Origin of the sequence: Pseudomonas sp. Cab53, from assembly GCF_018325965.1 — a bacterium.
Classification (GTDB): Bacteria; Pseudomonadota; Gammaproteobacteria; order Pseudomonadales; family Pseudomonadaceae; genus Aquipseudomonas; species Aquipseudomonas chlororaphis_E.
Window position 1 is genome coordinate 1,872,404 of sequence record NZ_AP021902.1, and the last position, 23,531, is coordinate 1,895,934.

Below are 23,531 nucleotides of genomic sequence, written 5' to 3' on the forward strand. Positions count from 1 at the left end.
TTCTCACACAAGTGCGTTGCGTTTCGCCATTTCGATCAGTTCTACGAGGGACTTGACCTTGAGTTTCTGCATCAGTCTTTTTTTGTAGGTACTGACGGTTTTATTGCTCAGAAACATGCCCTTGGCGATTTCCTTGTTAGTGCGGCCCTGGGCAAAAAGTTGCAGGACCATCAACTCCCTGTCGTTGACGCTCTTGAAAAGATCCAGCTCTATACTGCGCGGATCATCCGGGCGTATCGGGTTCAAGGCCTGGCTCGGAAAGTAGTTGTAGCCAGACAGTACGGCCTTGATGGCACTGACCAGTTCGCTGAGGTCTTCCTGCTTGCACACATAGCCGGAAGCGCCCGATTGCATGCAGCGGATGCCGAACAGGGTCGGCGACTGGGCCGTGAGCACCAATGTCTTGAGGGGCGTGGTCATGGCGTTGAAGCGCGAGAGGATTTCCAGCCCGTCAAGTTTTGGAATGCTGATGTCCAGGATCACCAGGTCTGGCATGCATTCGCGCACCATTTGCATCGCATCGACGCCGTTGTCAGTTTCCCCCACGACCTTATAGCCCTCATGCTCCAGGAGCATGCGAACGGCGAGGCGGATGACCGGATGATCGTCGACAATGAAAACGGAGTTCATGAATAAAATACCCTGCGAGCTTAATAAAGCGCGCACCTTAGCCCAGTTACAGCCAGGGTCGTACGAAGAGACGGGCACCCAACTTCAATTTCAGAAGTTTCCTACAAAAAAAGAGGCAAGATATTACGATGTAATCGGTTTTTTAGTAGGTGGGTCAAACAGGGCGGAGAAATAAAGGCTTTTTTGTGAAGAGGTGTTTCTTTTCGCGGGATGTTTATGCAAACAAGTGGCGTGCAGGGCTTATTGAATGTTGCTGACAGGTTTTCCGTGTTTTCGCCTGTGAAACTTGCATGAATCCCTTGTGAAAGCGGGCTTGCTCGCGAAGGCGCAGGTCATTCGATACCGTCGCAATTTGACCCACCGCTTTCGCGAGCAAGCCCGCTCCCACAGGGTTGGGCCAGGCCCATCAAACCGTCGTTCCCACACCTTTTATTGACGCGTGCGGCCTGTCATCTCCTGGGCCATGTCGCTGGCGTAGCTGTCCGTCATCCCGGCGATGAAGTCGATCATGCGCAGGAATGCCGCGTGCAGTGGGCCATTCGGGTCGGGGGCGTTGTTGCCCAGCAGGTCGAGGATGCGGCGGTTCTTGAAGGAAGGCGTGCGGCCGCCATGCTGTTCGAGTGCGGCGCCGCAGAACCCGTTGAGCAGGATCTCCAACGTGGTATACGCGCCGATCTCATGCAGGGTCTTGCGCTTGTCCTGGAAAATTTTCTTGCGGGCCATGTCCTTGGCATTCAGCACGCAGCGCTTGGCCGGGCCGTGCATGTGCTCCACCAGGTCCCCCGGCAGCGTGCCGGCCAGCAACGCCTCCTGCTGTTCGACGAATGCCCGGGCGGCGGCGTTGGTCAGGTGCTCGATGGCCTTGCCCCGCAGGATCGCCAGTTTGCGCCGCCGGGAATCCTGCGGGCCCAACTGGCGGTAGGTGTCCGGAAGGTCGTCCCCCACCAGGTCCAGGAGCAGCGATTCCACCTGTGGGTATTCCAGCAGATCCATTTCCACGCCGTCTTCCAGGTCGATCAACGCGTAGCAGATGTCATCGGCGGCCTCCATCAGGTACACCAGCGGATGCCGGGCCCAGCGCTGGTCCTCGATCTGCGGCAGGCCGAGTTTGTTGGCGATCTGCTCCAGCAGCGGCAGTTCGCTCTGGTAGCAGCCGAACTTGTGCTTCTTGTAGCCCAGGGAGTCGGCGTGGCGAGCGGTCCAGGGGTACTTCAGATAGGTGCCTAGGGTGGCGTAGGTCAACCGCGTACCACCGTCGAACTGATGGTATTCAAGCTGGGTAAGCACGCGAAAGCCCTGGGCATTGCCTTCGAAATTCAGGAAATCGCCGCGCTCGGCTTCGCTCATGGCATCCAGCCAACCTCGCCCGGCGGCCTGCTGGAACCAATAGCGGATGGCATCCTCGCCCGAGTGACCGAACGGTGGGTTACCGATGTCGTGGGCCAGGCAGGCCGATTGCACGACCATGCCCAGGTCGCTCGGCTCACACCAGTCGGGCAGGGCGCTGCGGATGGTTTCGCCCACGCGCATGCCCAGGGAGCGCCCCACGCAACTGACTTCCAGCGAGTGGGTCAGGCGCGTGTGGATGTGGTCGTTGCTGGACACCGGATGCACCTGGGTCTTGCGCCCCAGGCGGCGGAAGGCGCCGGAAAAGATGATCCGGTCGTGGTCCTTGTGGAAGGGGCTGCGGCCCAGCTCTTGCGGGCTGTGAAGGGGTTTTCCGAGGCGTTCGCGTGTCAGCAGGGTGTGCCAATCCAAGGCCGGTTGCTCCGTTTGATAGGGTCGATGCCCTAGCTTCCCGGTTCGTGAGGCATGGTGCAAGGGCAAGTCGATTTACCTGCCCTTGTCACCGTTGCCTCAGGGTTTGCGCGCGCTCTTGGCCAATTTGATCAACGGCAGCAGCGTCGTGGCCAGCCGGACCAAACCGGTGAGGCCGCCGGTACGCCCGGCGCGGGTGCGCCTGCCGGTGAAAAAGCCGAGCAGCGACACCGCCGCCACGCCCCACAATGGCGCGTGCTTGATGCCGAAGCCTTCGTGCCAGCTCTGCGACAGGCCGCGTACCCGTCGCAGGGGGAGCAGCAACTGGCGTGTTTCCTGGCGGATCTCCTGGCGATGCATCTCCATGCGCAGGCGCACCAGCGCCTTGCGCATTTCCTGGCGGGTCTGGGCTTGAGGGATATCAGGCAGGCTCATGGCAGCAGGCGCTCCCGATCGTTGGCCAATTCTTCAAGGGTGGCATGGAAGGGCGACGATTCGTCATAGATCGCTGCTCGCAACCGAAGGCCACAGAACAGCGCCGCCAACAGGTAGAACAGGCACAGGCCGATGATGCCCGCCAGGCGATAGGTATCCCACACCAGGATCAGCACCAGGGCCGAGAGCCCTACCAGCAGGAGCAAGGCGAACACCAGGGCAAGGCCCGCGAACAACAGCAGGCTGACGGTGCGCGCTTTCTGCTCCTGCAATTCGATGCCGAACAATTCGACATGGCTGTGCAGCAAACCCAGGAAGGCTGCGCTCAGGCGACGTGCCGTGGGGGCGGTGCCCGCTTCGGGCGAGCCGGATTCGTCGAGGCCGATCATCAGCGTCTGGTCGCCAGCAGGCCGATCAGAAAGCCCACGCCCGCCGCGATGCCGACGGATTGCCAAGGGTTGGCCTGGACATATTCCTCGGTGGCGTCCACGGCCGCCTGGCCACGTTCGCGCATGGAATCTTCGGTCAGCTTGAGCGTTTCACGGGCGCGCAAAAGCGTTTCCTGGATCTGGCTGCGCAGCACGTCCGCCTGGTCACCCGCCAGCGTTGCGGTGTGGTCCAGCAAGCGTTCCGTGTCGTTGACCAGCGTCTGAAAATCTTCCTTCAGGATTTCTTGAGCAGTCTGTGCCTGGGTTCTGGCCATGGGGTGAATCTCCGTAAGTGACGTCTGAAGCGTTCGAGTATGAGCCTTGCCGGAAGGTTCAGTGAAAGTGACTGGTACAACTTTTGCTCTGGCTTTTGCCATGTACTGGTGCGTCAGCCCGCGCTGGTGCGCTGAAGCTGGGCGCGAGCCCGAAAACCTTAACCCAAATAATCAAAACCCGCGAAGCGCCTTGAAGCGGGACTGCGTTTCAGCCGTTTCGATGCACCAAAGCGGTTCGCCTGGCTGGCCAAAGCCGGCCACGCGTTTCAACTTGGTGCGTCGTCGGCGCGAGCGAACCGGTTTGGTGCCTTTCTCCACTTTTTCAGGTCTGCCATCACCATGGAAAATATGCAAAGTGCCGTGGACAGTCTGGTCCACAGCTCCAACACACTGTTCATCCTGCTGGGTGCGGTCATGGTCCTGGCCATGCATGCCGGTTTTGCGTTCCTGGAAGTGGGAACGGTCCGGCAAAAGAACCAGGTCAATGCGCTGTCGAAGATTCTCAGCGACTTCGCTGTTTCGACCCTGGCCTATTTCTTCATCGGCTATTGGATTTCCTACGGCGTGACCTTCATGCAACCTGCGGCGGTGCTCAGCACCGACCATGGCTACAGCCTGGTGAAGTTCTTTTTCCTGCTGACGTTCGCCGCCGCCATCCCGGCGATCATTTCCGGCGGTATTGCCGAACGTGCCCGGTTCGCTCCGCAGTTGTGCGCCACGGTGCTGATCGTGGCGTTCGTCTACCCGTTCTTCGAAGGCCTGGTCTGGAACGGCAACTTTGGTGTGCAGGCCTGGCTGCAAGCCCGCTTCGGTGCTGGTTTCCACGACTTTGCCGGCTCCGTGGTGGTGCATGCCATGGGCGGCTGGCTGGCACTGGCCGCGGTACTCCTGCTCGGGCCGCGCAATGGCCGCTACCGGGACGGTCGACTGGTGGCGTTCGCGCCGTCGAGCATTCCGTTCCTGGCCCTGGGGTCGTGGATCCTGATTGTCGGCTGGTTCGGCTTCAACGTGATGAGTGCTCAGACCCTGCCGGGGGTGAGCGGGTTGGTGGCGGTCAACTCGTTGATGGCGATGGTCGGCGGTACCGTGGCGGCATTGCTCGTGGGGCGCAATGACCCCGGCTTCCTGCATAACGGCCCGCTCGCCGGCCTGGTGGCGGTCTGCGCCGGTTCCGACCTGATGCACCCGGTAGGTGCGCTGGCCACCGGCGCCATCGCCGGTGCGTTGTTTGTCTGGTGCTTCACCGCCGCCCAAGGCAAATGGAAGATCGATGATGTGCTCGGGGTCTGGCCACTGCATGGGCTGTGCGGTGTCTGGGGCGGCATTGCTTGCGGCATTTTTGGCCAAGGCGCGTTCGGCGGCCTGGGCGGCGTGAGCCTGGCCAGCCAACTGATCGGCACGGCGCTGGGCGTCGGCATTGCCCTGGCCGGCGGCTTTGCGGTGTATGGCGTCATCAAGGGGCTGCTGGGGCTGCGCCTGAGCCAGGAAGAAGAGTATTACGGCGCCGATTTGTCGATTCACAAGATCGGCGCCATCAGCCAGGACTGACCGATGCACTAGGGCGCCTTGTCCTGGTCGCCCGGGTAGAAGCCGTGCAGCAGGCGATAGCGGTCGTGCCGAACCTGGTCCACGTGATGGCGGACCTGCTGCTCGGGCAGGCCGAGCATGATCAGGGCATGGGAGGCCAGCATCAGGCTCGACTCGAGCAACTCCGGGACCACTTCGCTGGCCCCGGCCGCTTGCAGCTCGGCCAGCTGGCTGTCGTCGCGGGTGCGGACCAGGATCGGCACCTGCGGGTTGACCCGCCGTGCCTCCTTGAGCACGGTGATGGCGATGTCGGTCTTGTCCACGGCAATCACCAGCAACCTCGCACGATTCAAACCGACCGCTCCCAGCAGGTCGCCTCGGCGCGAATCGCCGTAATGCACGCAGCGTTCGTCGACGCTGGCTTCCTGGATAATCACCGGGTCGTCATCCAGGGCGACGAACGCCAGGCCTTCGCGCCGCAGGAACCGGCCGATGGACTGGCCGACGCGGCCGTAACCACAAATGACCACATGCCCTGACAGCCCGGCGTTGAGCGCGCTGATCTGCTCCAGTTGTGCCTCTTGGTTGGGTTTGCGGTGCAGGCGGGCGGCGATGTGGGGGGCGGCACGCAGCAACAGCGGGGTCAGCAGCATCGAGCAGAATGTCGCGGCCAGCAGCAGGCCACTGATGTCGGCAGGCATCAGGCGGTTCTGCTGCATGAGCGCCATCAGGGCAAAACAGAATTCGCCACCCTGGGCCAGGGCCAGTCCACTGCGCCAGGCGGTTTCACCGTCGCTGCCGCGCCACTTCACCAAGGCAGCGACCACGCAGCCCTTGATGAGCATCAGGCCGAGCGTCAGGCCGAGGATCAACAGCCCGTCGTCGACGAACAATTGCAGGTCGATCAGCATGCCAATGCTGACAAAGAACAGCCCCAGCAGGATGTCGCGGAAGGGGCGGATGTCGGCCTCGATCTGATGCCGGTAGTGGCTTTCACCCAGCAACATGCCCGCCAGGAATGCCCCCAGGGCGGGGGACAGGCCGAGCAGGTGAGTCAGCCATGCCGTCAGCAGCACGATCACCAGGGCCAGCAGCACGAACAGTTCTGCGGACCGCGAGGCAGCCACCTCATGGAACAATCGGGGCAGCAGCAGGCGGCTGGCCAGCAACAAACCAGCGAACAGCACCAGGGTCTTGCCGAGGGTCAGTGGCAGCGCCCAATACCACGGGTGCTCGCTGCTGCCGGCGAATACCGGCACCAGGGTCAACAGCAGCACGGCGATGACGTCCTGGAACAACAACACCCCGATGGCGTTCTGGCCATGGCTGCTGAAGATTTCCCCCAGGCTGGTCAGTTCCTTGCTGACGATGGCGGTGGACGACAAGGCCAGCCCTGCCCCCAGCAACAGCGCCGCGGCCAGGGGCGCGCCAGAGAAGGCCAACAGCCCGGCGAGGACCGTCCCCGTGGCGAGTACTTGCAGGCTGCCGAGGCCGAACACCACCCGACGCAGCTCGAGCATTTTCGACAGGGAAAACTCCAGCCCCAACGAGAACAGCAGGAACACCACCCCGAGTTCGGCCAAGTCGGGCAGTTCTTCGCTGTCGTTCACCCAGTCCAGCGCGGTCGGCCCCACGGCCAGCCCGACGCAGAGATAGCCCAGCACGGGCGGCAGTCGCAGGCGTCGGAACAAGGCGATGACCACCAGGGATGAGGCAAGAATGATCAGCAGATTGGCAAACAAGGGGCACTCCGTTTCAAGACGACAACTGACAGCGTAGCGGGGAAAGGCACCCAGCCTCGCCGCAAAAGCCTCAATCTTCAGTGATTTGCATCAGCGTTTTGCCGAAACACCCTGAAGCGAGGCAGCGGCTCGACGGTTTCCCGGTGCGGGCCTAGAATGACCGTCTATCTTTTTTGGGTCTACCTGCCATGTCTCCTGAATGCCAGCTGCTCGGCACCCTGGGTTGTCACTTGTGTGAAGTTGCCGAGGGTGTGTTGATGCCTTTCGTCGAGCATGGATTGCTGGTGGAACTGGTGGACATCGCCGAGAGCGAGATGCTGACCGAGGCCTATGGACTGCGGATCCCGGTCCTGCGGCGAACCGATACCGGCGCGGAGCTGGACTGGCCTTTCGATGATCCCGACCGGGTGGCCGCGTTCCTGCTTGAACCGTTCGCACCTTCCATTCGCCCGCGGTCATTGGCGTAAGCTGTATTCTTCGGTTACTGTATGTCCATACAGCTATCTGGAGTGCGTTCCCTTGGTCAATGTCGAACAACTGAAAAGCAGCGTAAACAGGATGTCCGCGGACGTTGTGCGCGAGGCGGTCCTGGAACTGCGCCTGGATGGCTTGGTCACCGAAGGCAAGACACCTTTCAATAAATTGCATTTCAACACCTGTTTCGCCGAGATCGAGGCGTTGTTCCAGCGTGCCGGCTATCACAAGCAACTGGATGTAGTGGGTTACCAGGGCTTGCTGTACGCATTGTACGACCCTGGTCGCTGGGAGGCGGTGGAGGTGTTGCGCTGGTTGAAGGAGTTCACCGAGGCGGCAGCCAAACCGGCGTCGGTCCCGGCCTGAAGCAATCATTGTTGGGCGGGCTGGCGCGACTGGTGGATAATACCGCCCTGCGAAAAGGCTCAAGAGTTTTCCATGGTTTCATCATTTTCCGCTGCACACCATCAGGCCAGCACGTTGTACCTGCCCCCGGGCTCCTGGCCGACGGTGCTGGAGTGCCTGTGCGAACATTTCAAGGCCATCAGCCGCGAGCAATGGCTGGACCGGATCGCTCGCGGGCGGGTGCTGGACGGGGAGGGCAACGCGATCCGTGCCGACCTGCCGTACCGTGAGGGCCTGCGCATCCACTATTTCCGTGAAGTGCCCGACGAGAAGCCGATCCCGGTGGTGGAGTCGATCCTGTACGCCGACGAACACCTGGTGGTGGCAGACAAACCACATTTCCTGCCGGTCACGCCGGCGGGCGAATATGTCGAGCAAACCTTGTTGCGGCGGCTGATCCGAAGCCTGGACAATCCCCACCTGGTGCCGTTGCACCGAATCGATCGACACACTGCCGGCCTGGTGCTGTTTTCCGCCAACCCCGACAGTCGTTCGGCGTATCAAGCGTTGTTCCCCACCCGGCAGATCGAAAAGCACTACCAGGCCATTGCCCCGGCGCTGCCTGGGTTGAGCTTTCCCCGCGTGCATAAAAGCCGAATGATCGATGGCGAGCCGTTCTTTCGGATGTGTGAGGGGCCGGGCGAGCCGAATACTGAAACGGCCATCGAAGTCCTGGAGCGAAACGGCGAGCTGTGGCGCTATGGCCTGTCTCCGGTCACGGGCAAGAAGCACCAGTTGCGGGTGCACATGAATGCCCTTGGGGCGGGTATCTGCAACGATCCCTTCTACCCCGACGTGCTGCGGGATGTGGAGGACGATTACGCCAACCCGCTCAAGCTGCTGGCGCAGGGGCTGCGTTTTAACGACCCGCTGAGTGGTCAGGAGCGGGTGTTCGAGAGCCGTATTACGTTGCAGTGGTGAGCTGAGGCGGGGCTCTGGTCACAGGCTAAGTTGCCCTGATCGAAACTTTTCCGTTCACCACGGCTGCTTTCTCTAGAACGGTCCCATAAAAAAAAACGGCGCTTGCCTTTGAAAAAAGGCAGGCGCCGGTTTTTTTGGTCAACAGCAATGCGCCGCTATTTCACAGCAGACGCCAGCGTCGAAGATTACAGATCCTTGACGGTACGAACCTGATCCTTGTTCACGCGGGTTTGCTTGCCATCCAGTTGCTCGAATTCATAGAAGCCGCTTTCTTCGTCGTACTTGGGTGTGTCGACGGCCTGGATTTCGCGACCGTCATTCAAGGTGATCACTGTTGGCGAGGCGCAACCGGCGAGGGTGGCGAGGCCCAGAGCAAGCATGAAAGTGGCGAGGGTCCGTTGAGTCATGGTGTTTCTCCGAAATGGATTCTTCAAGTTACTAACCCTCAGACGTATACAACGCGCGCAAGTTCCTGGCTAGTGTCAATCTGACACGCCTTTGTAACGGGTCAGTAATTCCGGCGTGTTCAGGTTGGCCAGTCGCGGGTCGTCGGCGGGGCATTGCAAGGCAACGGCGTGCAGCGTGCGCATGATCCGGCCGGGGCTGCGTTCGCCGTCGTGCCAGGCCTTCTCGAAGGTGTCGGCCAATGTCAGTGGGATGACGCACAGCAGCGGTTCCCAATGCTCGCCGTGCCGCACCATCAGCGGTTTGTCTGGGTGCTGGCTGGCCGCCCGGCGCATGCTGTCGAGCAGGCCGGCATCGATTTGCGGCACATCACACGGCAGCACCAGCAACTGTGCGTGTCGGGCCACCTTGAGGCCGGCGCGGATGCCTGCCAGCGGGCCGGGAAAGTCACCCTCGTCGTCATGCACCAGTTGGTCGGCGTACACCGCGTAGCGTGCCGGATTGCGGTTGCACGAAATGATCAGGTCGTCGCTTATCGCGCGGGTCTGGCGGTGGAGATGGGCAATCAATGGCTCGCCTTGCCACTCCAGCAGGCCCTTGTCCTGGCCGCCCATGCGTTGGCCGCGTCCGCCTGCCAGCAGCAGGATCGAGCAGGGGGGCAGGGGCGTGTTGGTCATGTTGTGTCTCCGCACGGGCGAATAAATGAAGCGCTGTGATATAACACCGGCCTGTTTCCCCTACAACTGGACGAGCCTATGAAAGCCAAGGCTGATGTACCTTTCGTGCCGCTCAATATCGCGGTGCTGACAGTCAGTGATACCCGTACCCTGGAAACCGATACCTCCGGGCAGGTCTTTGTCGATCGGCTGATGGCGGCCGGCCACAACCTGGCGGCGCGGGTCCTGCTCAAAGATGATTTGTACAAGATCCGCGCGCAAGTCGCGACCTGGATCGCCGAGGACGTGGTGCAGGTGGTGCTGATCACCGGCGGCACCGGGTTCACGGGGCGCGACAGCACCCCTGAAGCGGTCACGTGCCTGCTGGACAAGCAGGTCGATGGCTTCGGCGAGTTGTTCCGGCAGATCTCCGTGGCGGACATCGGCACCTCCACCGTCCAGTCGCGGGCCCTGGCCGGCCTGGCCAATGGCACGCTGGTGTGTTGCCTGCCGGGTTCCACCAATGCGGTGCGGACCGGTTGGGATGGGATCCTGGCTGAACAACTGGATGCACGGCACCGACCCTGTAATTTCGTGCCTCATCTGAAACAGGCGGCGCCGTGTGAATCCCGTGGGTAAACCGGGCAAGGCCGGGGCCTTGATGGCTGTCGAAGTGGCGTTGCAGCGCTTGCTCGACATGGCGGCAGCCGCGCCGATCGTCGAGCGCGAAACATTGCCGTTGGCTGCGGCACAGGGAAGGGTGCTCGCGCAGGACCTGGTGTCGACCCTTGATTTGCCGCCATGGCCCAACAGCGCCATGGACGGCTATGCCTTGCGGCTGGCGGACTGCAAAGACGAGCCGTTGGTGGTCAGCCAGCGGGTTTTTGCCGGTCAGGCCCCGGCGCCGCTGGCGGCCGGAACCTGTGCGCGAATCTTCACCGGGGCGCCTGTTCCTGCTGGCGCGGATTGCGTCGAGATGCAGGAAAATGCCGTGGTCGAAGCTGACGAGCGCGTTCGCTTCACCGAACCCATGGTCATTGGCCAGAACATCCGCCCTCAGGGGCAGGAAACCACCGTCGGTGAGCAGGTCCTTGCGGCGGGTACGCGCCTGGGGCCGGTCGAACTGGGGTTGGCGGCATCCCTGGGGTGCGCATCGCTGGAGGTGGTGCGCAAGGTCCGTGTGGCTGTCCTGTCAACCGGCGACGAGCTGGTCGAGCCGGGCGAGCCACTGGGGCCGGGCCAGATCTACAACAGTAACCGCGTGCTGCTGTGTGGCTGGCTGCGAGGTCTGGGCTGTGAGGTGGTCGACGCGGGTATCCTGCCCGACGACTTGCCGACCACCCGTGAACGCCTGGCGCAGTTGTCGGATGTCGACCTGATCCTGTCCACCGGTGGCGTATCGGTGGGAGAGGCGGACTTCCTGGGCATTGCCTTGCGCGAGGACGGTGAGCTGGCGCTTTGGAAGCTTGCCATCAAGCCTGGGAAACCGCTCACGTTCGGGCACTACCGTGGCGTGCCGGTGATCGGCCTGCCTGGGAACCCGGCTTCGACTCTGGTGACGTTCGCGCTGTTGGCACGGCCTTATCTGCTCAGGCGCCAGGGTGTCGAGTCGGTGATGCCGCTCAAGTTCAAGGTGCCGGCCGGTTTCGCCTGGCCGAAGGCGGGCAGCCGACGGGAGTACTTGCGAGGCCGAATGGAGAATGGTCGCGCGATCATCTATCGCAACCAGAGCTCCGGTGTCCTGCGCAGCGCGGCCTGGGCCGAAGGGCTGGTCGAGGTGCTGGAAGGGCAGACCCTGGTCGAAGGCGACGAAGTGGGTTTCATCCCCCTGAGCGAAGTCCTGGGCTAGCGCCGTGCAGTGTCGTGGGGCCCGGGACGGATACCCGGGCCCTCGCTTGCATGGCCATTATCCCGTGAGCAGTGCCACCAGTTGGTCGAAGCGACTGTTGGCCACCCAGCCCAACAGACCGAGGACCACCGCCGCCGCGCCAGCCGAGTAGGCCAGCCTGTGGCGGATCACCCTGACGTCGGTGCGAATCTCATCCATGTCTTTGCGGATGTACTTGAGGTGGGTTTCCAGTTCAACGACGCGCGGTTCCAAATCAACTCCTCCAGCGGGATGACTGCAATGCTTGCAATCGTTTTGAGGGGCGGCCCGTCCGCTCCCAAAAGACGCGAGCTGTGGGGGCGACAGCTTGTATTCACGGCTATGCATGGGACGGTTCATCCCCTTGGCCATTACGTTCAGAACCCTTGATCCGGCCCCGACGGGCCGTGACGTATCTATTCATGGTCTGGCACTTCCTTGTGTGGTGATGAGCGTTTTACCGGTCTGGCAAAACAGAATGCCAAGTTGTCTCAATAGCGCTGGAGGGTCAATTGAGCTGATTCGCCGGGTCTTGTAAGAAAACTCTTCGAATGCAGAAGTATCGGTCGGGCCACCCCTGCGCATGGGGTTCGCTTGGGCAGTCGTTTGCGATTTTTCCATTAAATTGAGCCAGGCCGGGCTTTTTCGGCGCAATGAGTGGTCCCATTTGCTGAACCTTCCAATGACGGAGACGACGATGAGCAAGGGCAAGGCGCTGTTGATTTTGCATGGCAAGCAAGCGCTCAACGAAGAGGTTCGCGCGGCCGTGATGCTCAAGCGCGAGCAGGGGTGGGACCTGGCGGTGCGGTTGACCTGGGAGGCCGGGGATGCCCGACGATGCGTCGAGGAAGCCCTGGCGGCGGGCTACGAGCAATTGATTGCCGGCGGCGGTGATGGAACCTTGCGCGATATCGCCGAGGCGATGGCCCTCAATCCCGGCGATGCCAGCCTGGTGCTGATGCCGCTGGGCACCGCCAATGACTTTGCCCGCGCCGCCGGTGTGCCGCTGGAACCGGAACAGGCCCTGGACTTGCTGGACGTGGCCGCCCAGCCCGTTGACCTGGGCGAGGTCGGCGGGCGGATGTTCCTGAACATGGCCACGGGCGGCTTCGGCAGCCAGGTTACCGCCAACACGTCCGAAGACCTCAAGAAGGTCCTTGGAGGCGCCGCCTACCTGTTCACCGGCCTATCGCGATTCAGTGAGCTGAGCGCCGCCTATGGCGAGCTGCAGGGGCCTGATTTCCATTGGGCGGGGGATCTGTTGGCGCTCGGCATCGGCAACGGCCGGCAAGCGGGAGGAGGGCATGTACTGTGCCCCGAGGCGTTGGCGGACGATGGGCTGCTGGATGTCAGCATTTTGCCGGCGCCCCAGGAGGTGGTCGGCACGTTGAAGGACTTGCTGGCGGGCGGGCTGGGCATCGACAACATGTTCGTGCGCGCCCGCTTGCCCTGGGTGGAGATCAAGGTCGCCCAGGGCCTGGACATGAACCTGGACGGTGAGCCATTGCAGGTCGACACGCTGCGTTTCACGGTGCGCCCGAAGGCGCTGCGCGTGCACCTGCCGACCGATTCGCCGCTGTTGGGAGGCTCGGCGGCGCTCAATCGTCCAGGCTGATGATCTGCTCGCGTACCGCGAACAACACCAGGCCGGCGACGTCATGGATCTGTAGGCGTTTCATGATCTGCGCCCGGTGGGTTTCCACGGTCTTGATGCTCAGGCTCAGGCCGTTGGCGATTTCCCGGGTGGACTTGCCGCGCACGATCAGCCGCAGTATTTCCAGCTGGCGCGCGGTCAGGTTATGGGTCTGGGCAGGTTCGGGCTGACGTTTCTGGACGCGGGTCAGCGCCTGGTTGATCACGGTATGGGCAATGGCCGGGCTCAGGTAACGCTCGTTCTTGCGCAGCGCTTCCAGGGCATGTTTCAGCTCATTGACGGTGGTGTCCTTGAGCAGGTAGCCGTGGGCGCCGCATTCCAGCGCCTGCATGATCAGCGCCGGATCCGTGTGCATGGACAGGATCAGTACCTTGCTGTGGGGGCGCACCCGCTTGAGTTGCTGCAAGGCTTCCAGGCCGCCGGTGTCCTTCATGGAGATGTCCAGCAACACGATGTCGGGCTCGAGCCGTTCCACCAGCTCCACCAACTGCTTGCCGTCGCTGGCTTCGCCGATGACCGCGTAGCCTGGGATATCCATGACCAGGGCTCGTACGCCGGCCCTGATCAGGGAGTGGTCATCGACCAGAAGCAAATTACAGATCAATGGAGAACCTTATTCTTGCTGGCCCGCTCCAGGGCGCGGGGCGCCCAGGGGAAGCGTGCTTCGATGTGAGTGCCTTTGCCGGCCTCGCTAGTGACCTCGAGCGTGCCGCCCAGTTGCTCGACCCGCTCCGACATGCCGGCCATGCCGCGTTGGCCTTCGCGGCCAGGGTGGGTGGCCGGGGCGAACCCCTGGCCATCGTCGCTGATCAGCAGGGTGAGGCCATCCGGTAGGCGTTGTAGGCGCACCAGCAGGTTGGTCGCGCGGGAATGGCGCAGGATGTTGGTGACCGCTTCCTGGGTGATCCGGAACACGGCGACCGACATTTCTTCGGGAATGCCGGTCATGCGCTGTTGGCAATCGAGGCTCCATTTCACCGGCGCATTGGCCAGCGTCTTGAGCAGGTGCGCCCGCAGGCTGGCTTCCAGTCCCAGGCTGGCCAACTGCCTGGGGTTGAGGATCGCTGACACGTCGCGGACCTTGTCGAGGGTCTCGCTGAGGGTGTCGCAGAGGATGGCGCACTGGCCCTGCAACTCTTCCGGAATCCGCTGCTTGAGCCATTCGCTTTGCAGTTTCGCGGCGGTCAGCAGTTGGCCGATGTCGTCGTGCAATTCGCGGCTGAGTCGATGGCGTTCGTTTTCCTGGACTTCAAGCAAGCGGTCGGCCAGTTCCTGGGGCTGCAGCTTGATGGATTTGCGCGACAGTCGATGGCCGATCCAGACACAGGCCACGGCCACCAGGTTCAGCACCACCACGCTCAGCGGCAATGTATGGGCGAACAGGTAGGTCAGCAGGCAGCCCAAGGCAGAGCAGACGCACAACAACAATGTGAAGCGGCGGGCATTTTCTCGGGAGGGAGGCCAGGTGATGAATGACTTGAGGCTGGCGTACATAGCGGATGGAGCCAATGATGTTCGCTGCGGGCTGGCCGGTCAGCGCATCTGACAGGCCGGGTTGGGTAAACGTTTCAGGTCGAGGGCCGCTTCGGTTGGCGGCCATGACGGCGCGGTCGTGAAGCGACTGACGTGAGAGATACTACCACTTCGCGCAACGTTGGTCGCGCTCGGCATCGCGCCGTCGGCATCGAAGTCAGGCTTGTTTCTGGGCGTAATGCACCAAGGCCAGTGGGCGCGAGGCAGCCAGCGCCTCGCAGGGGCTCTGGCCAACCTGGAAGGCAAAGGCTTCGATCAGCGAGGTCTGTTCGCTGCGATCCAGGCCCAGCGTGCCGGTGGTGTGGTCGACCAGTTCCAGTTGCCAGGCCATCAGGGTGAAGCAGTCCTTCAAGGCGCACAGGGCCTGGTCATGCAGTTCCATGTGGTTCTGCGCATGGCTGAGCAGGCCATGGATGTGCAGCGAGAATTCCGAAAGGGCTTCCAGGGCGAGGGCATTGGCCTTGCCTGCCAGTTTCAGCAAGGTACTGAGCATGCAGTCGATCGCATCCCTGTCATTGCTGATCAATTGCAAATGGCTCAGGCACTCTTCCGACTTGGCCAACAGCGTCTCGGCCTCGACCAGGAGTTCGGGCAGGCGCTCATTCCAGTTCCTGCGATCATTCGGCATGCTTATCTCCACAACATCATGTCAGGCGAAAGAAAACCGTGTACAGCGAACGGCTGGATCTCAAGGTCGACGACGGACACGCGCGCGGCATGAGGTCCGGGCCGATCAACGGCGACGAACCCGCAAACGATTGCACGGGTGGGCTCGGCTACAAGGCCGGAATCCGATGTCCTGGGGTCGCGCACAGAAGCCTGACTCCGTTCAGCAATGAGAATGGCGTCACATTAATGGCTATTGGATAGCGGGAATATCAGGTTGGACCTGATTGTGCCTAGGGGAATCCCTTAGGCAGCGGAACCTAATGCGCAAACCGAGGTCGCGCAGCGGGGAAAATAGCGGATGAAAATGCTGCGCCAGTAAAGCATGATGTTAATGTGACATCAATGCCCCGCGCTTGTATTTTATCAGGGGTCAAGATCCGGCGTACCCAGCCGATATCCCTTTCATTGGATTCATCCGAACAAGCCCAGGAGTCATCGATGGCCGGCATTCTCGACACAGTAGATCAACGAACCCAACTGGTGGGTGAGAATCGCCTGGAAATTCTCATGTTTCGCCTGGCGGGCCGGCAACTGTTCGCCATTAACGTGTTCAAGGTCCAGGAAGTGTTGCAACTGCCGAAGCTGACGCTGATGCCCCAGCGCCATCCCTTCGTCTGTGGCGTGGTCAATCTGCGGGGCCAGACGCTGCCGGTGATCGACCTGTCCCAGGCCATCGGCATGCGGCCGCTGGTGCCGGGTGCCAACAGCACCATCATCGTTACCGAGTACAACCGTTCGGTCCAGGCGTTCCTGGTAGGCGGCGTCGACCGCATCGTCAACATGAACTGGGAAGCGATCCTGCCACCTCCGGGCAGCGCGGGACGCGAGCACTACCTGACGGCCATCAGCAAGGTGGACGATCAGTTGGTGGAAATCATCGACGTGGAAAAGGTCCTGGCCGAAATCGTGCCGTACAACGCCAAGGTCTCCCGGGACAAACTCGAAGACCCGGTGCTGGAGCGTGCCCGTGGCCGCGAAGTGCTGCTGGTGGACGACTCCAATGTCGCGCTGTCGCAGTTGCGCGACACCCTGGGTCAGTTGGGGGTGAAGATGCACATCGCCAGCGATGGCTTGAAAGCCCTGAACATGCTCAAGGCCTGGGCCGATACTGGCGAGGTGATGACCGACAAGTTGCTGATGATCTTCACCGACGCCGAAATGCCGGAAATGGACGGCTACCGCCTGACCACCGAGATCCGCAACGATCCGCGGTTGCGTGGGCTCTACGTGGTGCTGCACACCTCGCTGTCCGGCAGCTTCAACGACTCGATGGTCAAGAAGGTGGGTTGCGACAATTTTCTCTCCAAATTCCAGCCGGACAAACTGGTGGATGTGGTACGCCAACGCCTGTCGCTTGACTGAGGTCGCTGGGTGGTTTGCTTCAACGGTCGGCTCGTATAAGGTGGCACTTTTTCGCCCCCAGGGAAGTTGACCATGTTGCGGCTGAGCGCGCTGTACCGTTATCCGTTGAAGTCCGGCAAGGGCCAGTCCCTGCAAGGGATTGGTCTGGACAAGCTCGGGCTGGACGGTGACCGGCGCTGGATGCTGGTGGACGAAGGCACGGGGCGTTTCCTGACCCAGCGGGCCGTGGCGAAGATGAGCCAGCTCTCGGCCTTGTGGAATGAGGCCGGTGGGCTGACGCTCAGCGCACCGGGCCATGGCACCCTCGACGTGGCGCTGCCGTCCACGGTCGAGGCGTCACTGCGCGGGGTGATCATCTGGCGCGACACCTTGCGGGTACCGGACGCCGGCGACGAGGCGGCCGCCTGGGTCAGTGCGTTCATTGGCAACCCCACGCGGTTGGTGCATGTGCCGGTGGAACTGGCGCGCACCACTGCCGCCGGTTATGGCAAGGATGACGACAAGGTCGCGTTTGCCGACGGTTTTCCGCTGCTGCTCATCGGCCAGGCCTCATTGCAGGACCTGTCCAATCGGGTCGGGCGTCCATTGGAAATGCTGCGCTTTCGCCCCAACCTGGTGGTCGAGGGCAGCGAGGCGTTTGCCGAGGATGGCTGGAAGCGCATTCGTATCGGCGACGTGGAGTTCCGGCTGGTCAAGCCATGTTCGCGTTGCATCATGACCACGGTCGATCCGCAAACCGGTGATCGCGACCCCAACCGCGAACCTTTCGCGACCTTGCAGCAATACCGCTCGACCCCTGACGGCGCGATGTTTGGCCAGAACCTGGTCAATGACGGCAATGGCCGGCTGGAAGTCGGCATGCCGGTTGAGGTGCTTGAGTAAGTATTGCGCTTGAAAAAAATGCCCGTGTCATTGGACACGGGCATTTTTGTTTCTCATACCGACACTCTGTGGCTGCTTGACGGTCAGCCGCGGTATTCACACAGGTAAGCGGTGTCGACGGCCACTTTGAGCTGGAACTTGCTGTCGGCCGGTACGTTGAACTGGCTGCCCGCCGCGAAGGTTTCCCAGTCGCTGCTGCCTGGCAGTTTTACGGTCAGGGCGCCGGAAACGACGTGCATGATTTCCCGCTGGGCCGTGCCGAATTCGTATTCGCCCGGTGCCATGACGCCGATGGTCGCAGGGCCTTCGGCAGTGCCAAAAGCGATCGACTTGACGGTGCCGTCGAAGTACTCGTTGACTTTAAACATGGGCGATTCCTCGAAAAAGGGGCTGAAAAAGGCCGGCCAGTATGCACAAGGCGTCGGTGTTCGTCATCTGCCGAGCGGGTTCGGGCTCGCCCCTCAACCCGGCAGTACCAATGGCAACAGCCGCGCGGTGTTGCGGGCATCCTCCAGCGCGCGGTGCTGTTGACCGCAGAATTGCAGGCCCGCCAGTTGCAACGCGGCATTGAGGCCCAGGGGGCGTTCCAGGCGACGGGCCTTGGCGAAGCGCTGCTTGAGGTTCATGTGCGGCAACTGGCCCAGCACGCTGTGCAGGTGTTGGTGCTGCCATTCCTGGAGCAGTTGCTTGCGGTCGTAGTCGCCCCAGCTGACCCAGCCTTCGAGGTTCGAATGATACGGCGCCAACCAGCGTTCGAATGCCGGCCAGACCTCGGTCAGCGGTGCGGCGCCGTCGATGTTGGCCTGGGTGATGTGGGTCAGTTCGCGACAGAAGGACGTGAGCAGCGGACGTCTCAAGGGGCGTACGAAGCGCTGGAAATGATCGACCTCACGCCCGTCACGATTCACCAGCGTGGCGCCGATTTCGATAATTTCCATTTCGGTTACCGGCCAGCCACCTTCATCGGTGGTGGCCTCCAGATCAATCACCAGCCAGTGAGGCATCGCAAGGTTCCCGGTATCGGCGTGCTGATGGCTTTGAGCGTAGTCAAACCCGGCGCATCCGCCTAGTGCGCTGTCTCGACTCGCAACAAAACCTGCTGCTGCCTGACCTGTTCGCCGGGCGCGACCTGCAATTGCCTGACCACTCCGTCGAAGCCCGCCTTGAGGGGGTGCTCCATTTTCATCGCTTCCAGCACCAGCAACAGCTGGCCCTGGCGAACCCGCGTGCCTTCGCTGACCAGCACCTCGACGATCGCGCCGTCCATGGGGGCCTTGAGCAGGCCGTCGCCAGGGGCGCTGGCGGCGGGCGTGATGGGGGCGCGGGTCCGGTCTTGCAGCGGCAGGCCACCGGGGCGGGTGAACAACCACAGATCGTTGCCGTCGAGGCGCCAGCGATGGCGTTGGCGAAGGCCATCGAGCATCAGCACGGCGCCAGACTGGTCGACCTCCAGCCATTTCAGTTCGACCGAGCGTTCGGCGCCGTGGATGCTCAGCGTCCCGTCGGGCCTGGCCAGCAGGTCCAGGGTCCAGTCGCGCTCGCCCATGCCGATCCGGTAACGCAGCGCCGAGCCGGCGTTGTTGCGCCAGCCGCCCAGGTCGGCGGCATGCCGGGCGCGGGCGCATTGATAGAACAGGGCCGTGGCGATGGCGAGTTGTTCGGCGGATGGCGTCGATGCCTGGAGGGCGACATGCCGGGCAAAGTGCTGCTCGATGAAACCGGTGCCGACGTCGCCGTCGATGAAGCGCGGATGCGCCAGCAACGCCGCCAGCAACCGCTGATTGCTCTGCACGCCCAGCAGTACGCAATCTTCCACTGCCCGCAGCAATCGGCGTCGGGCTTGCTCGCGGGTGGCGCCGTGGGCGATCAGTTTGCCCAGCATCGAGTCGTAGAACGGCGTGATGGCCTGGCCTTCCAGCAAACCGTGGTCGATTCGCACGCCCTCGCCCGTGGGGGGCTCCCAACCGATCAATCGGCCGGTCTGCGGCAGGAAATCCGCCGCGGGGTCTTCGGTGTACAGGCGCACCTCCATGGCATGCCCGTCCAGGTGTACCTGGTCCTGGCGCAGCGGCAAGGGCAGGCCGGCGGCGATGTCCAGTTGCCAGGCCACCAGATCCTGGCCGGTGATCAGTTCGGTGACCGGGTGTTCGACTTGCAGGCGGGTGTTCATCTCCAGAAAGTAGAACCGACCGTCCGCGGCCAAGAGGAATTCCACGGTCCCGGCACCGACGTAGTCCACCGCGCGGCCCGCCATGAGCGCCGCATTGCCCATGGCCTGGCGCAGTTCGGCGGTCATGACCGGGCAAGGCGCTTCTTCGATGATTTTCTGGTGGCGCCGCTGGATCGAGCAGTCCCGCTCGCCGAGGTGGATCAGTTGACCGTGGTGGTCGCCGAAAATCTGGATTTCCACATGACGCGGGTCGAGCAGTGCCTGTTCGAGGATCAGTTCAGCGTCGCCGAACCCGTGCAGCGCCTCGGCGCGAGCGATGCGCAGTTGTTCAGGCAGGTCCTCGGCCCGCTGCACCAGGCGCATGCCACGGCCACCTCCACCGGCGCTGGCCTTGATCATCAGCGGGTAGCCGATGCGCGCGGCTTCCCGGCACAGGCTGTCGTCGTCCTGGGCTTCACCTTCATAGCCCGCGATGCAAGGCACGCCGGCGGCGAGCATGGCGATTTTCGAGCGGCGCTTGCTGCCCATCCGTTCGATGGCCTCGGGACTGGGACCGATGAACACGATACCGGCCGCCGCGCAGGCCCTGGCGAACCCGGCGTTTTCGGCGAGGAAGCCGTAGCCGGGGTGGATCGCATCGGCGCCGGTGCGCCGGGCCGCCTCGAGGATGGCCGTCGGATCCAGGTAGGACTGCTGGACCGAGGCCGGGCCGATCAGCACGGCCTCATCGGCCACGCGCACATGTCGCGCATCGGCGTCGGCTTCGCTGAACACCGCGACCGTGCGATAACCCTGGGCCTGGGCGGTGCGCTGGATCCGGCAGGCGATTTCGCCGCGGTTGGCAATGAGCAGTTTGCTGAAGACGGGCATGGGTTCTGTCCTGGGTTCTGCGGTGTCTGGTGGGCCGCTTTCAGTGCTGCTTGCCCGGCAACGTCCCCATGAGCTTGCAGAGGATGCCCAGCATGATCTCGTCGGCCCCGGCGCCGATGGACACCAGCCGTACGTCGCGGTAGGCCCGGGCGACCGGGTTGTCCCACATGAAGCCCATGCCACCCCAGTATTGCAGGCAGCTGTCGGTGACTTCCCGGGCCAGGCGTCCGGCCTTGAGCTTGGCCATGGACGCCAGCCGGGTCACGTCCTGGCTGTTGATGTACTGCTCGGTGGCCTGGTAGACCAGCGCCCGCAGGCATTCGACCTCGCAGGCCAGTTCCGCCAGGCGAAAGTGGATCACCTGGTTGTCGATCAGGGCGCTGCCGAAGGTCTTGCGCTCCCGGCAGTACTCGATCGTGCTGTCGATGCAACGCTCCATGCCCTTGAGCATGTTTGCCGCGCCGAACAGCCGTTCTTCCTGGAACTGCAGCATCTGCATCATGAACCCGGCGCCTTCCTGGCCGATTCGATTGCGTTGCGGCACGCGCACGTCATCGAAGAACACCTGGGCGGTCTGCGAGCTGCGCATGCCGAGTTTGTCCAGGGGCTCGCCGAGGCTGATACCGGGGCTGCGCATGGGCACCATGATCAGGGATTTGTTGTGGTGGGGCTTGTCGTCGGAGGTGTTGGCGAGCAGGCACATGAAGTCGGCGCTCGGGGCGTTGGTGATCCACATCTTGCTGCCGTTGATGAGGTAATCGTCGCCGTCCTTGCGGGCCGTGGTCTTGAGCCCGGCGACGTCGGAACCGGCGCCGATCTCGGAAACGCCGATGCAGCCCACCTGTTCGCCACGGATGGCCGGGCGCAGGAACTCTTCACGCAGCGCATCGGAGCCAAAACGCGCCAGCGCTGGCGTGCACATGTCGGTCTGTACGCCGATGGACATCGGGACGCCGCCGCAATGAATCGTCCCGAACGCTTCGGCCGCGACGATCGAATAGCTGTAGTCCAGGCCCATGCCGCCGAACTGTTCGGGCTTGGAAATGCCCAGCAAACCCAGGTCGCCGGCCTTGCGCAAGACCTCGTGGATAGGGAACTGCCCGGCTTGCTCCCATTCGTCGACGTAGGGGTTGATGTCGCGCTCGACGAACTGGCAAACGCTACGCCGCAGTGCTTCGTGTTCCTGGCTGAAGATCATTTTTTTGTTCTCCGTGGTCGCAAGTCCATCACCGGGTCAGAAACGGGCCACGCCAAAGCTGTTGGCTTGCAGCGACCGCCGCTCGGCTTCGTGGCAGATGTCCAGCAGGTAGCCCAGCAGTGTGCGGGTGTCACGCGGATCGATGAGCCCGTCGTCCCAAAGGTGGGCGCTGCCGTAGAGGGCGCTGGACTGGCTGTCGAGTTTTTGCGCGGTGGTCTGTTCGAGCAGGTCCAGCATCTTCGGGTCGGGGCTCACGCCCTGCCTGATCTGCGTGGCCTCGGTGACGATGCGCAGCACCTTGCCGGCCTGGGCGCCGCCCATCACGGCCGTGCGGCTGTTGGGCCAGGCGAAGATGAAGCGCGGGTCCAGCCCGCGACCGCACATGGCGTAGTTGCCGGCGCCGTAGGAGCCGCCCACCACGACCGTCAGCTTGGCCACCCGGGCATTGGCCACGGCCTGGATCATCTTGGCGCCATGCTTGATCACACCTTGTCGTTCCGATTCGGTGCCGACCATGAAGCCGGTGGTGTTGTGCAGGAACAGCAGCGGCGTGCGGCTCTGGTCGCACAACTGGATGAACTGCGCGGCCTTGCTGGCGCCCTTGGCGGTGATCGGGCCGTTGTTGCCGATCACGCCGCAGGCATGGCCGCGGATGTGCAGATGGCCGCAAACGGTTTGCGGGTCGAATGCTTGCTTGAACGCCAGGAACGCCGAGCCGTCGGCGATGCGGGCGATGATTTCCGCCACGTCGTAGGGCTTCTTCGGGTCGTCGGGCACCAGCCCCAGCAGATCGTCGGCGGGGTACAACGGCTCGGCCCAGGTCCGTTCGGGCGAGGGCGCCAGTTGCGCGTTCCAGGGCAGCAAGCTGAGGATCTCCCGGGCCAGGCGTATGCCGTCGGCATCGTCCTGCGCCAGGTATTCGGCGGTGCCTGCCACTTGCGCATGCATCTGCGCACCGCCGAGTTCCTCTTCGCTGGCGACTTCGCCCGTGGCGGCCTTGAGCAGCGGCGGCCCGGCCAGGAACAACCGCGCCTTGTCGCGCACCACCACCACGTAGTCCGACAGCCCCGGCTGATAGGCCCCGCCGGCGGTGGCCGAACCATGGACCACGGTGATCTGCGGCAGGCCCATGGCCGACATCCGTGCCTGATTGGCAAAGCAGCGCGCCCCTTCGACGAAGATCTGCGCGGCATAGTTGAGGTTGGCGCCGCCGCTTTCGGCCAGGGTGACGACCGGCAGTTTGTTTTCCATGGCGATCTGTTGCAGGCGCAGGGTTTTCTGCAAGCCGCTGGGGGAAATGGTCCCGCCCTTGATCGCGCTGTTGTTGACCACCACCAGCACCCGTACGCCGGACACATGGCCGATCCCGGCGATCAGGCCACCGCCGGCCTGGCTGCCATCCTTGTCATCATGGCGCTTGTAGCCGGCCAGGCTCGCCAGTTCGAGGAACGGCGCGCCGGGGTCCAGCAGCAGGTTCAGGCGCTGGCGCGGCAACAACTGGCCGCGCTGGTCGAAGGTGTCCTGGGCCTGGGCGGCTTTTTCCAGCACGGCCTGTTCGATCGCGCGCAGTTGCTCGACGCCCGCCAGCATGGCCGCGTGGTGGCGGGCGAAGTCGGTGCTGTGAGGGTCAAGCAGCGTTTCGATGACCGGCATGGACCGTTCTCCTTTTT

Annotated in this window: 26 protein-coding genes; 9 read left to right on the forward strand and 17 right to left on the reverse strand. The window is 62.9% G+C overall.

Annotated features, from left to right (window positions below; translation table 11 throughout):
* Positions 1-3: 3 nt before the first annotated feature.
* The 5 genes from KI241_RS08205 to KI241_RS08225 form a co-directional block, all read right to left on the reverse strand.
* Positions 4-630, reverse strand: coding sequence for a response regulator transcription factor (locus KI241_RS08205; RefSeq protein WP_042730435.1), 627 nt, complete (start codon positions 628-630; stop codon positions 4-6).
* 429 nt (positions 631-1,059) lie between these two features.
* On the reverse strand, positions 1,060-2,388 hold the full coding sequence (locus tag KI241_RS08210) for a deoxyguanosinetriphosphate triphosphohydrolase (RefSeq protein ID WP_047737490.1): 1,329 nt from the start codon (positions 2,386-2,388) through the stop codon (positions 1,060-1,062).
* Between the two features lie 99 nt (positions 2,389-2,487).
* Positions 2,488-2,823 (reverse strand): hypothetical protein, encoded by a 336-nt coding sequence (locus KI241_RS08215; RefSeq protein ID WP_042731699.1) that lies wholly within the window; start codon positions 2,821-2,823, stop codon positions 2,488-2,490.
* The gene (locus tag KI241_RS08220) at positions 2,820-3,212 is read right to left on the reverse strand and encodes a phage holin family protein (RefSeq protein ID WP_123578582.1); all 393 of its coding nucleotides are present in this window, start codon (positions 3,210-3,212) and stop codon (positions 2,820-2,822) included. The genes KI241_RS08215 and KI241_RS08220 overlap by 4 nt, the downstream gene beginning before the upstream one ends.
* Positions 3,212-3,526 carry a DUF883 family protein gene (locus KI241_RS08225; RefSeq protein ID WP_042731698.1) on the reverse strand — a complete coding sequence of 105 codons (315 nt, stop codon included), beginning with the start codon at positions 3,524-3,526 and terminating at the stop codon, positions 3,212-3,214. The genes KI241_RS08220 and KI241_RS08225 overlap by 1 nt, the downstream gene beginning before the upstream one ends.
* A 339-nt stretch (positions 3,527-3,865) precedes the next feature.
* On the opposite strand from KI241_RS08225, the gene KI241_RS08230 reads away from it, so the two are divergent.
* The gene (locus KI241_RS08230) at positions 3,866-5,074 is read left to right on the forward strand and encodes an ammonium transporter (protein WP_042731697.1); all 1,209 of its coding nucleotides are present in this window, start codon (positions 3,866-3,868) and stop codon (positions 5,072-5,074) included.
* Between the two features lie 8 nt (positions 5,075-5,082).
* On the opposite strand, the gene KI241_RS08235 is transcribed toward KI241_RS08230, so the two are convergent.
* Positions 5,083-6,795: a monovalent cation:proton antiporter-2 (CPA2) family protein gene (locus tag KI241_RS08235; RefSeq protein ID WP_212803551.1), complete on the reverse strand. Its 1,713-nt coding sequence runs from the start codon at positions 6,793-6,795 to the stop codon at positions 5,083-5,085.
* A 188-nt stretch (positions 6,796-6,983) separates the two neighbouring features.
* Here KI241_RS08235 and KI241_RS08240 point away from each other — a divergent pair, with 188 nt between their 5' ends.
* From KI241_RS08240 to KI241_RS08250, 3 genes are all read left to right on the forward strand, one after another.
* Positions 6,984-7,262: a glutaredoxin family protein gene (locus KI241_RS08240; RefSeq protein ID WP_047737489.1), complete on the forward strand. Its 279-nt coding sequence runs from the start codon at positions 6,984-6,986 to the stop codon at positions 7,260-7,262.
* Positions 7,263-7,314: 52 nt separating this feature from the next.
* Positions 7,315-7,635: a hypothetical protein gene (locus KI241_RS08245; protein WP_042731694.1), complete on the forward strand. Its 321-nt coding sequence runs from the start codon at positions 7,315-7,317 to the stop codon at positions 7,633-7,635.
* 72 nt (positions 7,636-7,707) lie between these two features.
* The gene (locus KI241_RS08250; RefSeq protein WP_212803552.1) at positions 7,708-8,595 is read left to right on the forward strand and encodes a pseudouridine synthase; all 888 of its coding nucleotides are present in this window, start codon (positions 7,708-7,710) and stop codon (positions 8,593-8,595) included.
* A gap of 185 nt (positions 8,596-8,780) precedes the next feature.
* Here the strand turns inward: KI241_RS08250 and KI241_RS08255 are convergent, their stop codons facing one another.
* Together KI241_RS08255 and mobA are read right to left on the reverse strand one after the other, a co-directional pair.
* Positions 8,781-9,002, reverse strand: coding sequence for a YgdI/YgdR family lipoprotein (locus tag KI241_RS08255; RefSeq protein WP_003183689.1), 222 nt, complete (start codon positions 9,000-9,002; stop codon positions 8,781-8,783).
* 75 nt (positions 9,003-9,077) lie between these two features.
* Positions 9,078-9,677 (reverse strand): molybdenum cofactor guanylyltransferase MobA, encoded by a 600-nt coding sequence (gene mobA / locus KI241_RS08260; protein ID WP_042731692.1) that lies wholly within the window; start codon positions 9,675-9,677, stop codon positions 9,078-9,080.
* Between the two features lie 78 nt (positions 9,678-9,755).
* On the opposite strand from mobA, the gene moaB reads away from it, so the two are divergent.
* Both moaB and glp read left to right on the forward strand, forming a co-directional pair.
* Positions 9,756-10,295 (forward strand): molybdenum cofactor biosynthesis protein B, encoded by a 540-nt coding sequence (gene moaB / locus KI241_RS08265; protein WP_042731691.1) that lies wholly within the window; start codon positions 9,756-9,758, stop codon positions 10,293-10,295.
* Positions 10,279-11,505: a gephyrin-like molybdotransferase Glp gene (gene glp, locus KI241_RS08270; RefSeq protein ID WP_212803553.1), complete on the forward strand. Its 1,227-nt coding sequence runs from the start codon at positions 10,279-10,281 to the stop codon at positions 11,503-11,505. The genes moaB and glp overlap by 17 nt, the downstream gene beginning before the upstream one ends.
* A gap of 57 nt (positions 11,506-11,562) precedes the next feature.
* Here glp and KI241_RS27745 read toward each other — a convergent pair whose 3' ends face one another.
* A complete protein-coding gene (locus tag KI241_RS27745; RefSeq protein WP_244868264.1) occupies positions 11,563-11,871 on the reverse strand; it encodes a hypothetical protein in 309 nt (102 codons plus the stop codon).
* A 349-nt stretch (positions 11,872-12,220) separates the two neighbouring features.
* Here KI241_RS27745 and yegS point away from each other — a divergent pair, with 349 nt between their 5' ends.
* Complete coding sequence (yegS, locus tag KI241_RS08280; RefSeq protein WP_212803554.1) at positions 12,221-13,138, forward strand: lipid kinase YegS; 918 nt, start codon at positions 12,221-12,223, stop codon at positions 13,136-13,138.
* Here yegS and KI241_RS08285 read toward each other — a convergent pair.
* The 3 genes from KI241_RS08285 to KI241_RS08295 all read right to left on the reverse strand — a co-directional run bounded on the left by KI241_RS08285 (position 13,122) and on the right by KI241_RS08295 (position 15,338).
* Positions 13,122-13,781, reverse strand: coding sequence for a response regulator transcription factor (locus tag KI241_RS08285; RefSeq protein ID WP_042730755.1), 660 nt, complete (start codon positions 13,779-13,781; stop codon positions 13,122-13,124). The genes yegS and KI241_RS08285 overlap by 17 nt on opposite strands.
* On the reverse strand, positions 13,778-14,671 hold the full coding sequence (locus KI241_RS08290; protein ID WP_042730756.1) for a sensor histidine kinase: 894 nt from the start codon (positions 14,669-14,671) through the stop codon (positions 13,778-13,780). The genes KI241_RS08285 and KI241_RS08290 overlap by 4 nt, the downstream gene beginning before the upstream one ends.
* A 196-nt stretch (positions 14,672-14,867) precedes the next feature.
* A complete protein-coding gene (locus KI241_RS08295; RefSeq protein ID WP_042730757.1) occupies positions 14,868-15,338 on the reverse strand; it encodes a hypothetical protein in 471 nt (156 codons plus the stop codon).
* Between the two features lie 479 nt (positions 15,339-15,817).
* Here KI241_RS08295 and KI241_RS08300 point away from each other — a divergent pair, with 479 nt between their 5' ends.
* Together KI241_RS08300 and KI241_RS08305 are read left to right on the forward strand one after the other, a co-directional pair.
* Complete coding sequence (locus KI241_RS08300) at positions 15,818-16,741, forward strand: chemotaxis protein CheV (RefSeq protein ID WP_042730758.1); 924 nt, start codon at positions 15,818-15,820, stop codon at positions 16,739-16,741.
* Positions 16,742-16,813: 72 nt separating this feature from the next.
* Complete coding sequence (locus KI241_RS08305; protein ID WP_042730759.1) at positions 16,814-17,623, forward strand: MOSC domain-containing protein; 810 nt, start codon at positions 16,814-16,816, stop codon at positions 17,621-17,623.
* An 83-nt stretch (positions 17,624-17,706) separates the two neighbouring features.
* Here KI241_RS08305 and KI241_RS08310 read toward each other — a convergent pair whose 3' ends face one another.
* The 5 genes from KI241_RS08310 to KI241_RS08330 all read right to left on the reverse strand — a co-directional run bounded on the left by KI241_RS08310 (position 17,707) and on the right by KI241_RS08330 (position 23,514).
* Positions 17,707-17,991 (reverse strand): pyrimidine/purine nucleoside phosphorylase, encoded by a 285-nt coding sequence (locus KI241_RS08310; protein ID WP_042730760.1) that lies wholly within the window; start codon positions 17,989-17,991, stop codon positions 17,707-17,709.
* 93 nt (positions 17,992-18,084) lie between these two features.
* Positions 18,085-18,627 carry an exonuclease domain-containing protein gene (locus KI241_RS08315; protein WP_042730761.1) on the reverse strand — a complete coding sequence of 181 codons (543 nt, stop codon included), beginning with the start codon at positions 18,625-18,627 and terminating at the stop codon, positions 18,085-18,087.
* A gap of 62 nt (positions 18,628-18,689) precedes the next feature.
* Positions 18,690-20,663, reverse strand: a complete 1,974-nt coding sequence (locus KI241_RS08320) for an acetyl/propionyl/methylcrotonyl-CoA carboxylase subunit alpha (RefSeq protein WP_042730762.1) — start codon at positions 20,661-20,663, stop codon at positions 18,690-18,692.
* A 40-nt stretch (positions 20,664-20,703) separates the two neighbouring features.
* Positions 20,704-21,861, reverse strand: coding sequence for a citronellyl-CoA dehydrogenase (gene atuD, locus KI241_RS08325; protein ID WP_042730763.1), 1,158 nt, complete (start codon positions 21,859-21,861; stop codon positions 20,704-20,706).
* 36 nt (positions 21,862-21,897) lie between these two features.
* The gene (locus KI241_RS08330; RefSeq protein ID WP_042730764.1) at positions 21,898-23,514 is read right to left on the reverse strand and encodes an acyl-CoA carboxylase subunit beta; all 1,617 of its coding nucleotides are present in this window, start codon (positions 23,512-23,514) and stop codon (positions 21,898-21,900) included.
* Positions 23,515-23,531 lie beyond the last annotated feature (17 nt).

Coding starts and splice junctions, on each gene's coding strand:
- KI241_RS08205 (WP_042730435.1), bottom strand. CDS start 630: ATGAACTCCGTTTTCATTGTCGACGATCATCCGGTCATCCGCCTCGCC.
- KI241_RS08215 (WP_042731699.1), bottom strand. CDS start 2,823: ATGAGCCTGCCTGATATCCCTCAAGCCCAGACCCGCCAGGAAATGCGC.
- KI241_RS08220 (WP_123578582.1), bottom strand. CDS start 3,212: ATGATCGGCCTCGACGAATCCGGCTCGCCCGAAGCGGGCACCGCCCCC.
- KI241_RS08225 (WP_042731698.1), bottom strand. CDS start 3,526: ATGGCCAGAACCCAGGCACAGACTGCTCAAGAAATCCTGAAGGAAGAT.
- KI241_RS08230 (WP_042731697.1), top strand. CDS start 3,866: ATGGAAAATATGCAAAGTGCCGTGGACAGTCTGGTCCACAGCTCCAAC.
- KI241_RS08240 (WP_047737489.1), top strand. CDS start 6,984: ATGTCTCCTGAATGCCAGCTGCTCGGCACCCTGGGTTGTCACTTGTGT.
- KI241_RS08250 (WP_212803552.1), top strand. CDS start 7,708: ATGGTTTCATCATTTTCCGCTGCACACCATCAGGCCAGCACGTTGTAC.
- KI241_RS08255 (WP_003183689.1), bottom strand. CDS start 9,002: ATGACTCAACGGACCCTCGCCACTTTCATGCTTGCTCTGGGCCTCGCC.
- mobA (WP_042731692.1), bottom strand. CDS start 9,677: ATGACCAACACGCCCCTGCCCCCCTGCTCGATCCTGCTGCTGGCAGGC.
- moaB (WP_042731691.1), top strand. CDS start 9,756: ATGAAAGCCAAGGCTGATGTACCTTTCGTGCCGCTCAATATCGCGGTG.
- KI241_RS27745 (WP_244868264.1), bottom strand. CDS start 11,871: ATGCATAGCCGTGAATACAAGCTGTCGCCCCCACAGCTCGCGTCTTTT.
- yegS (WP_212803554.1), top strand. CDS start 12,221: ATGAGCAAGGGCAAGGCGCTGTTGATTTTGCATGGCAAGCAAGCGCTC.
- KI241_RS08290 (WP_042730756.1), bottom strand. CDS start 14,671: ATGTACGCCAGCCTCAAGTCATTCATCACCTGGCCTCCCTCCCGAGAA.
- KI241_RS08295 (WP_042730757.1), bottom strand. CDS start 15,338: ATGCCGAATGATCGCAGGAACTGGAATGAGCGCCTGCCCGAACTCCTG.
- KI241_RS08300 (WP_042730758.1), top strand. CDS start 15,818: ATGGCCGGCATTCTCGACACAGTAGATCAACGAACCCAACTGGTGGGT.
- KI241_RS08305 (WP_042730759.1), top strand. CDS start 16,814: ATGTTGCGGCTGAGCGCGCTGTACCGTTATCCGTTGAAGTCCGGCAAG.
- KI241_RS08310 (WP_042730760.1), bottom strand. CDS start 17,991: ATGTTTAAAGTCAACGAGTACTTCGACGGCACCGTCAAGTCGATCGCT.
- KI241_RS08315 (WP_042730761.1), bottom strand. CDS start 18,627: ATGCCTCACTGGCTGGTGATTGATCTGGAGGCCACCACCGATGAAGGT.
- KI241_RS08320 (WP_042730762.1), bottom strand. CDS start 20,663: ATGCCCGTCTTCAGCAAACTGCTCATTGCCAACCGCGGCGAAATCGCC.
- atuD (WP_042730763.1), bottom strand. CDS start 21,861: ATGATCTTCAGCCAGGAACACGAAGCACTGCGGCGTAGCGTTTGCCAG.
- KI241_RS08330 (WP_042730764.1), bottom strand. CDS start 23,514: ATGCCGGTCATCGAAACGCTGCTTGACCCTCACAGCACCGACTTCGCC.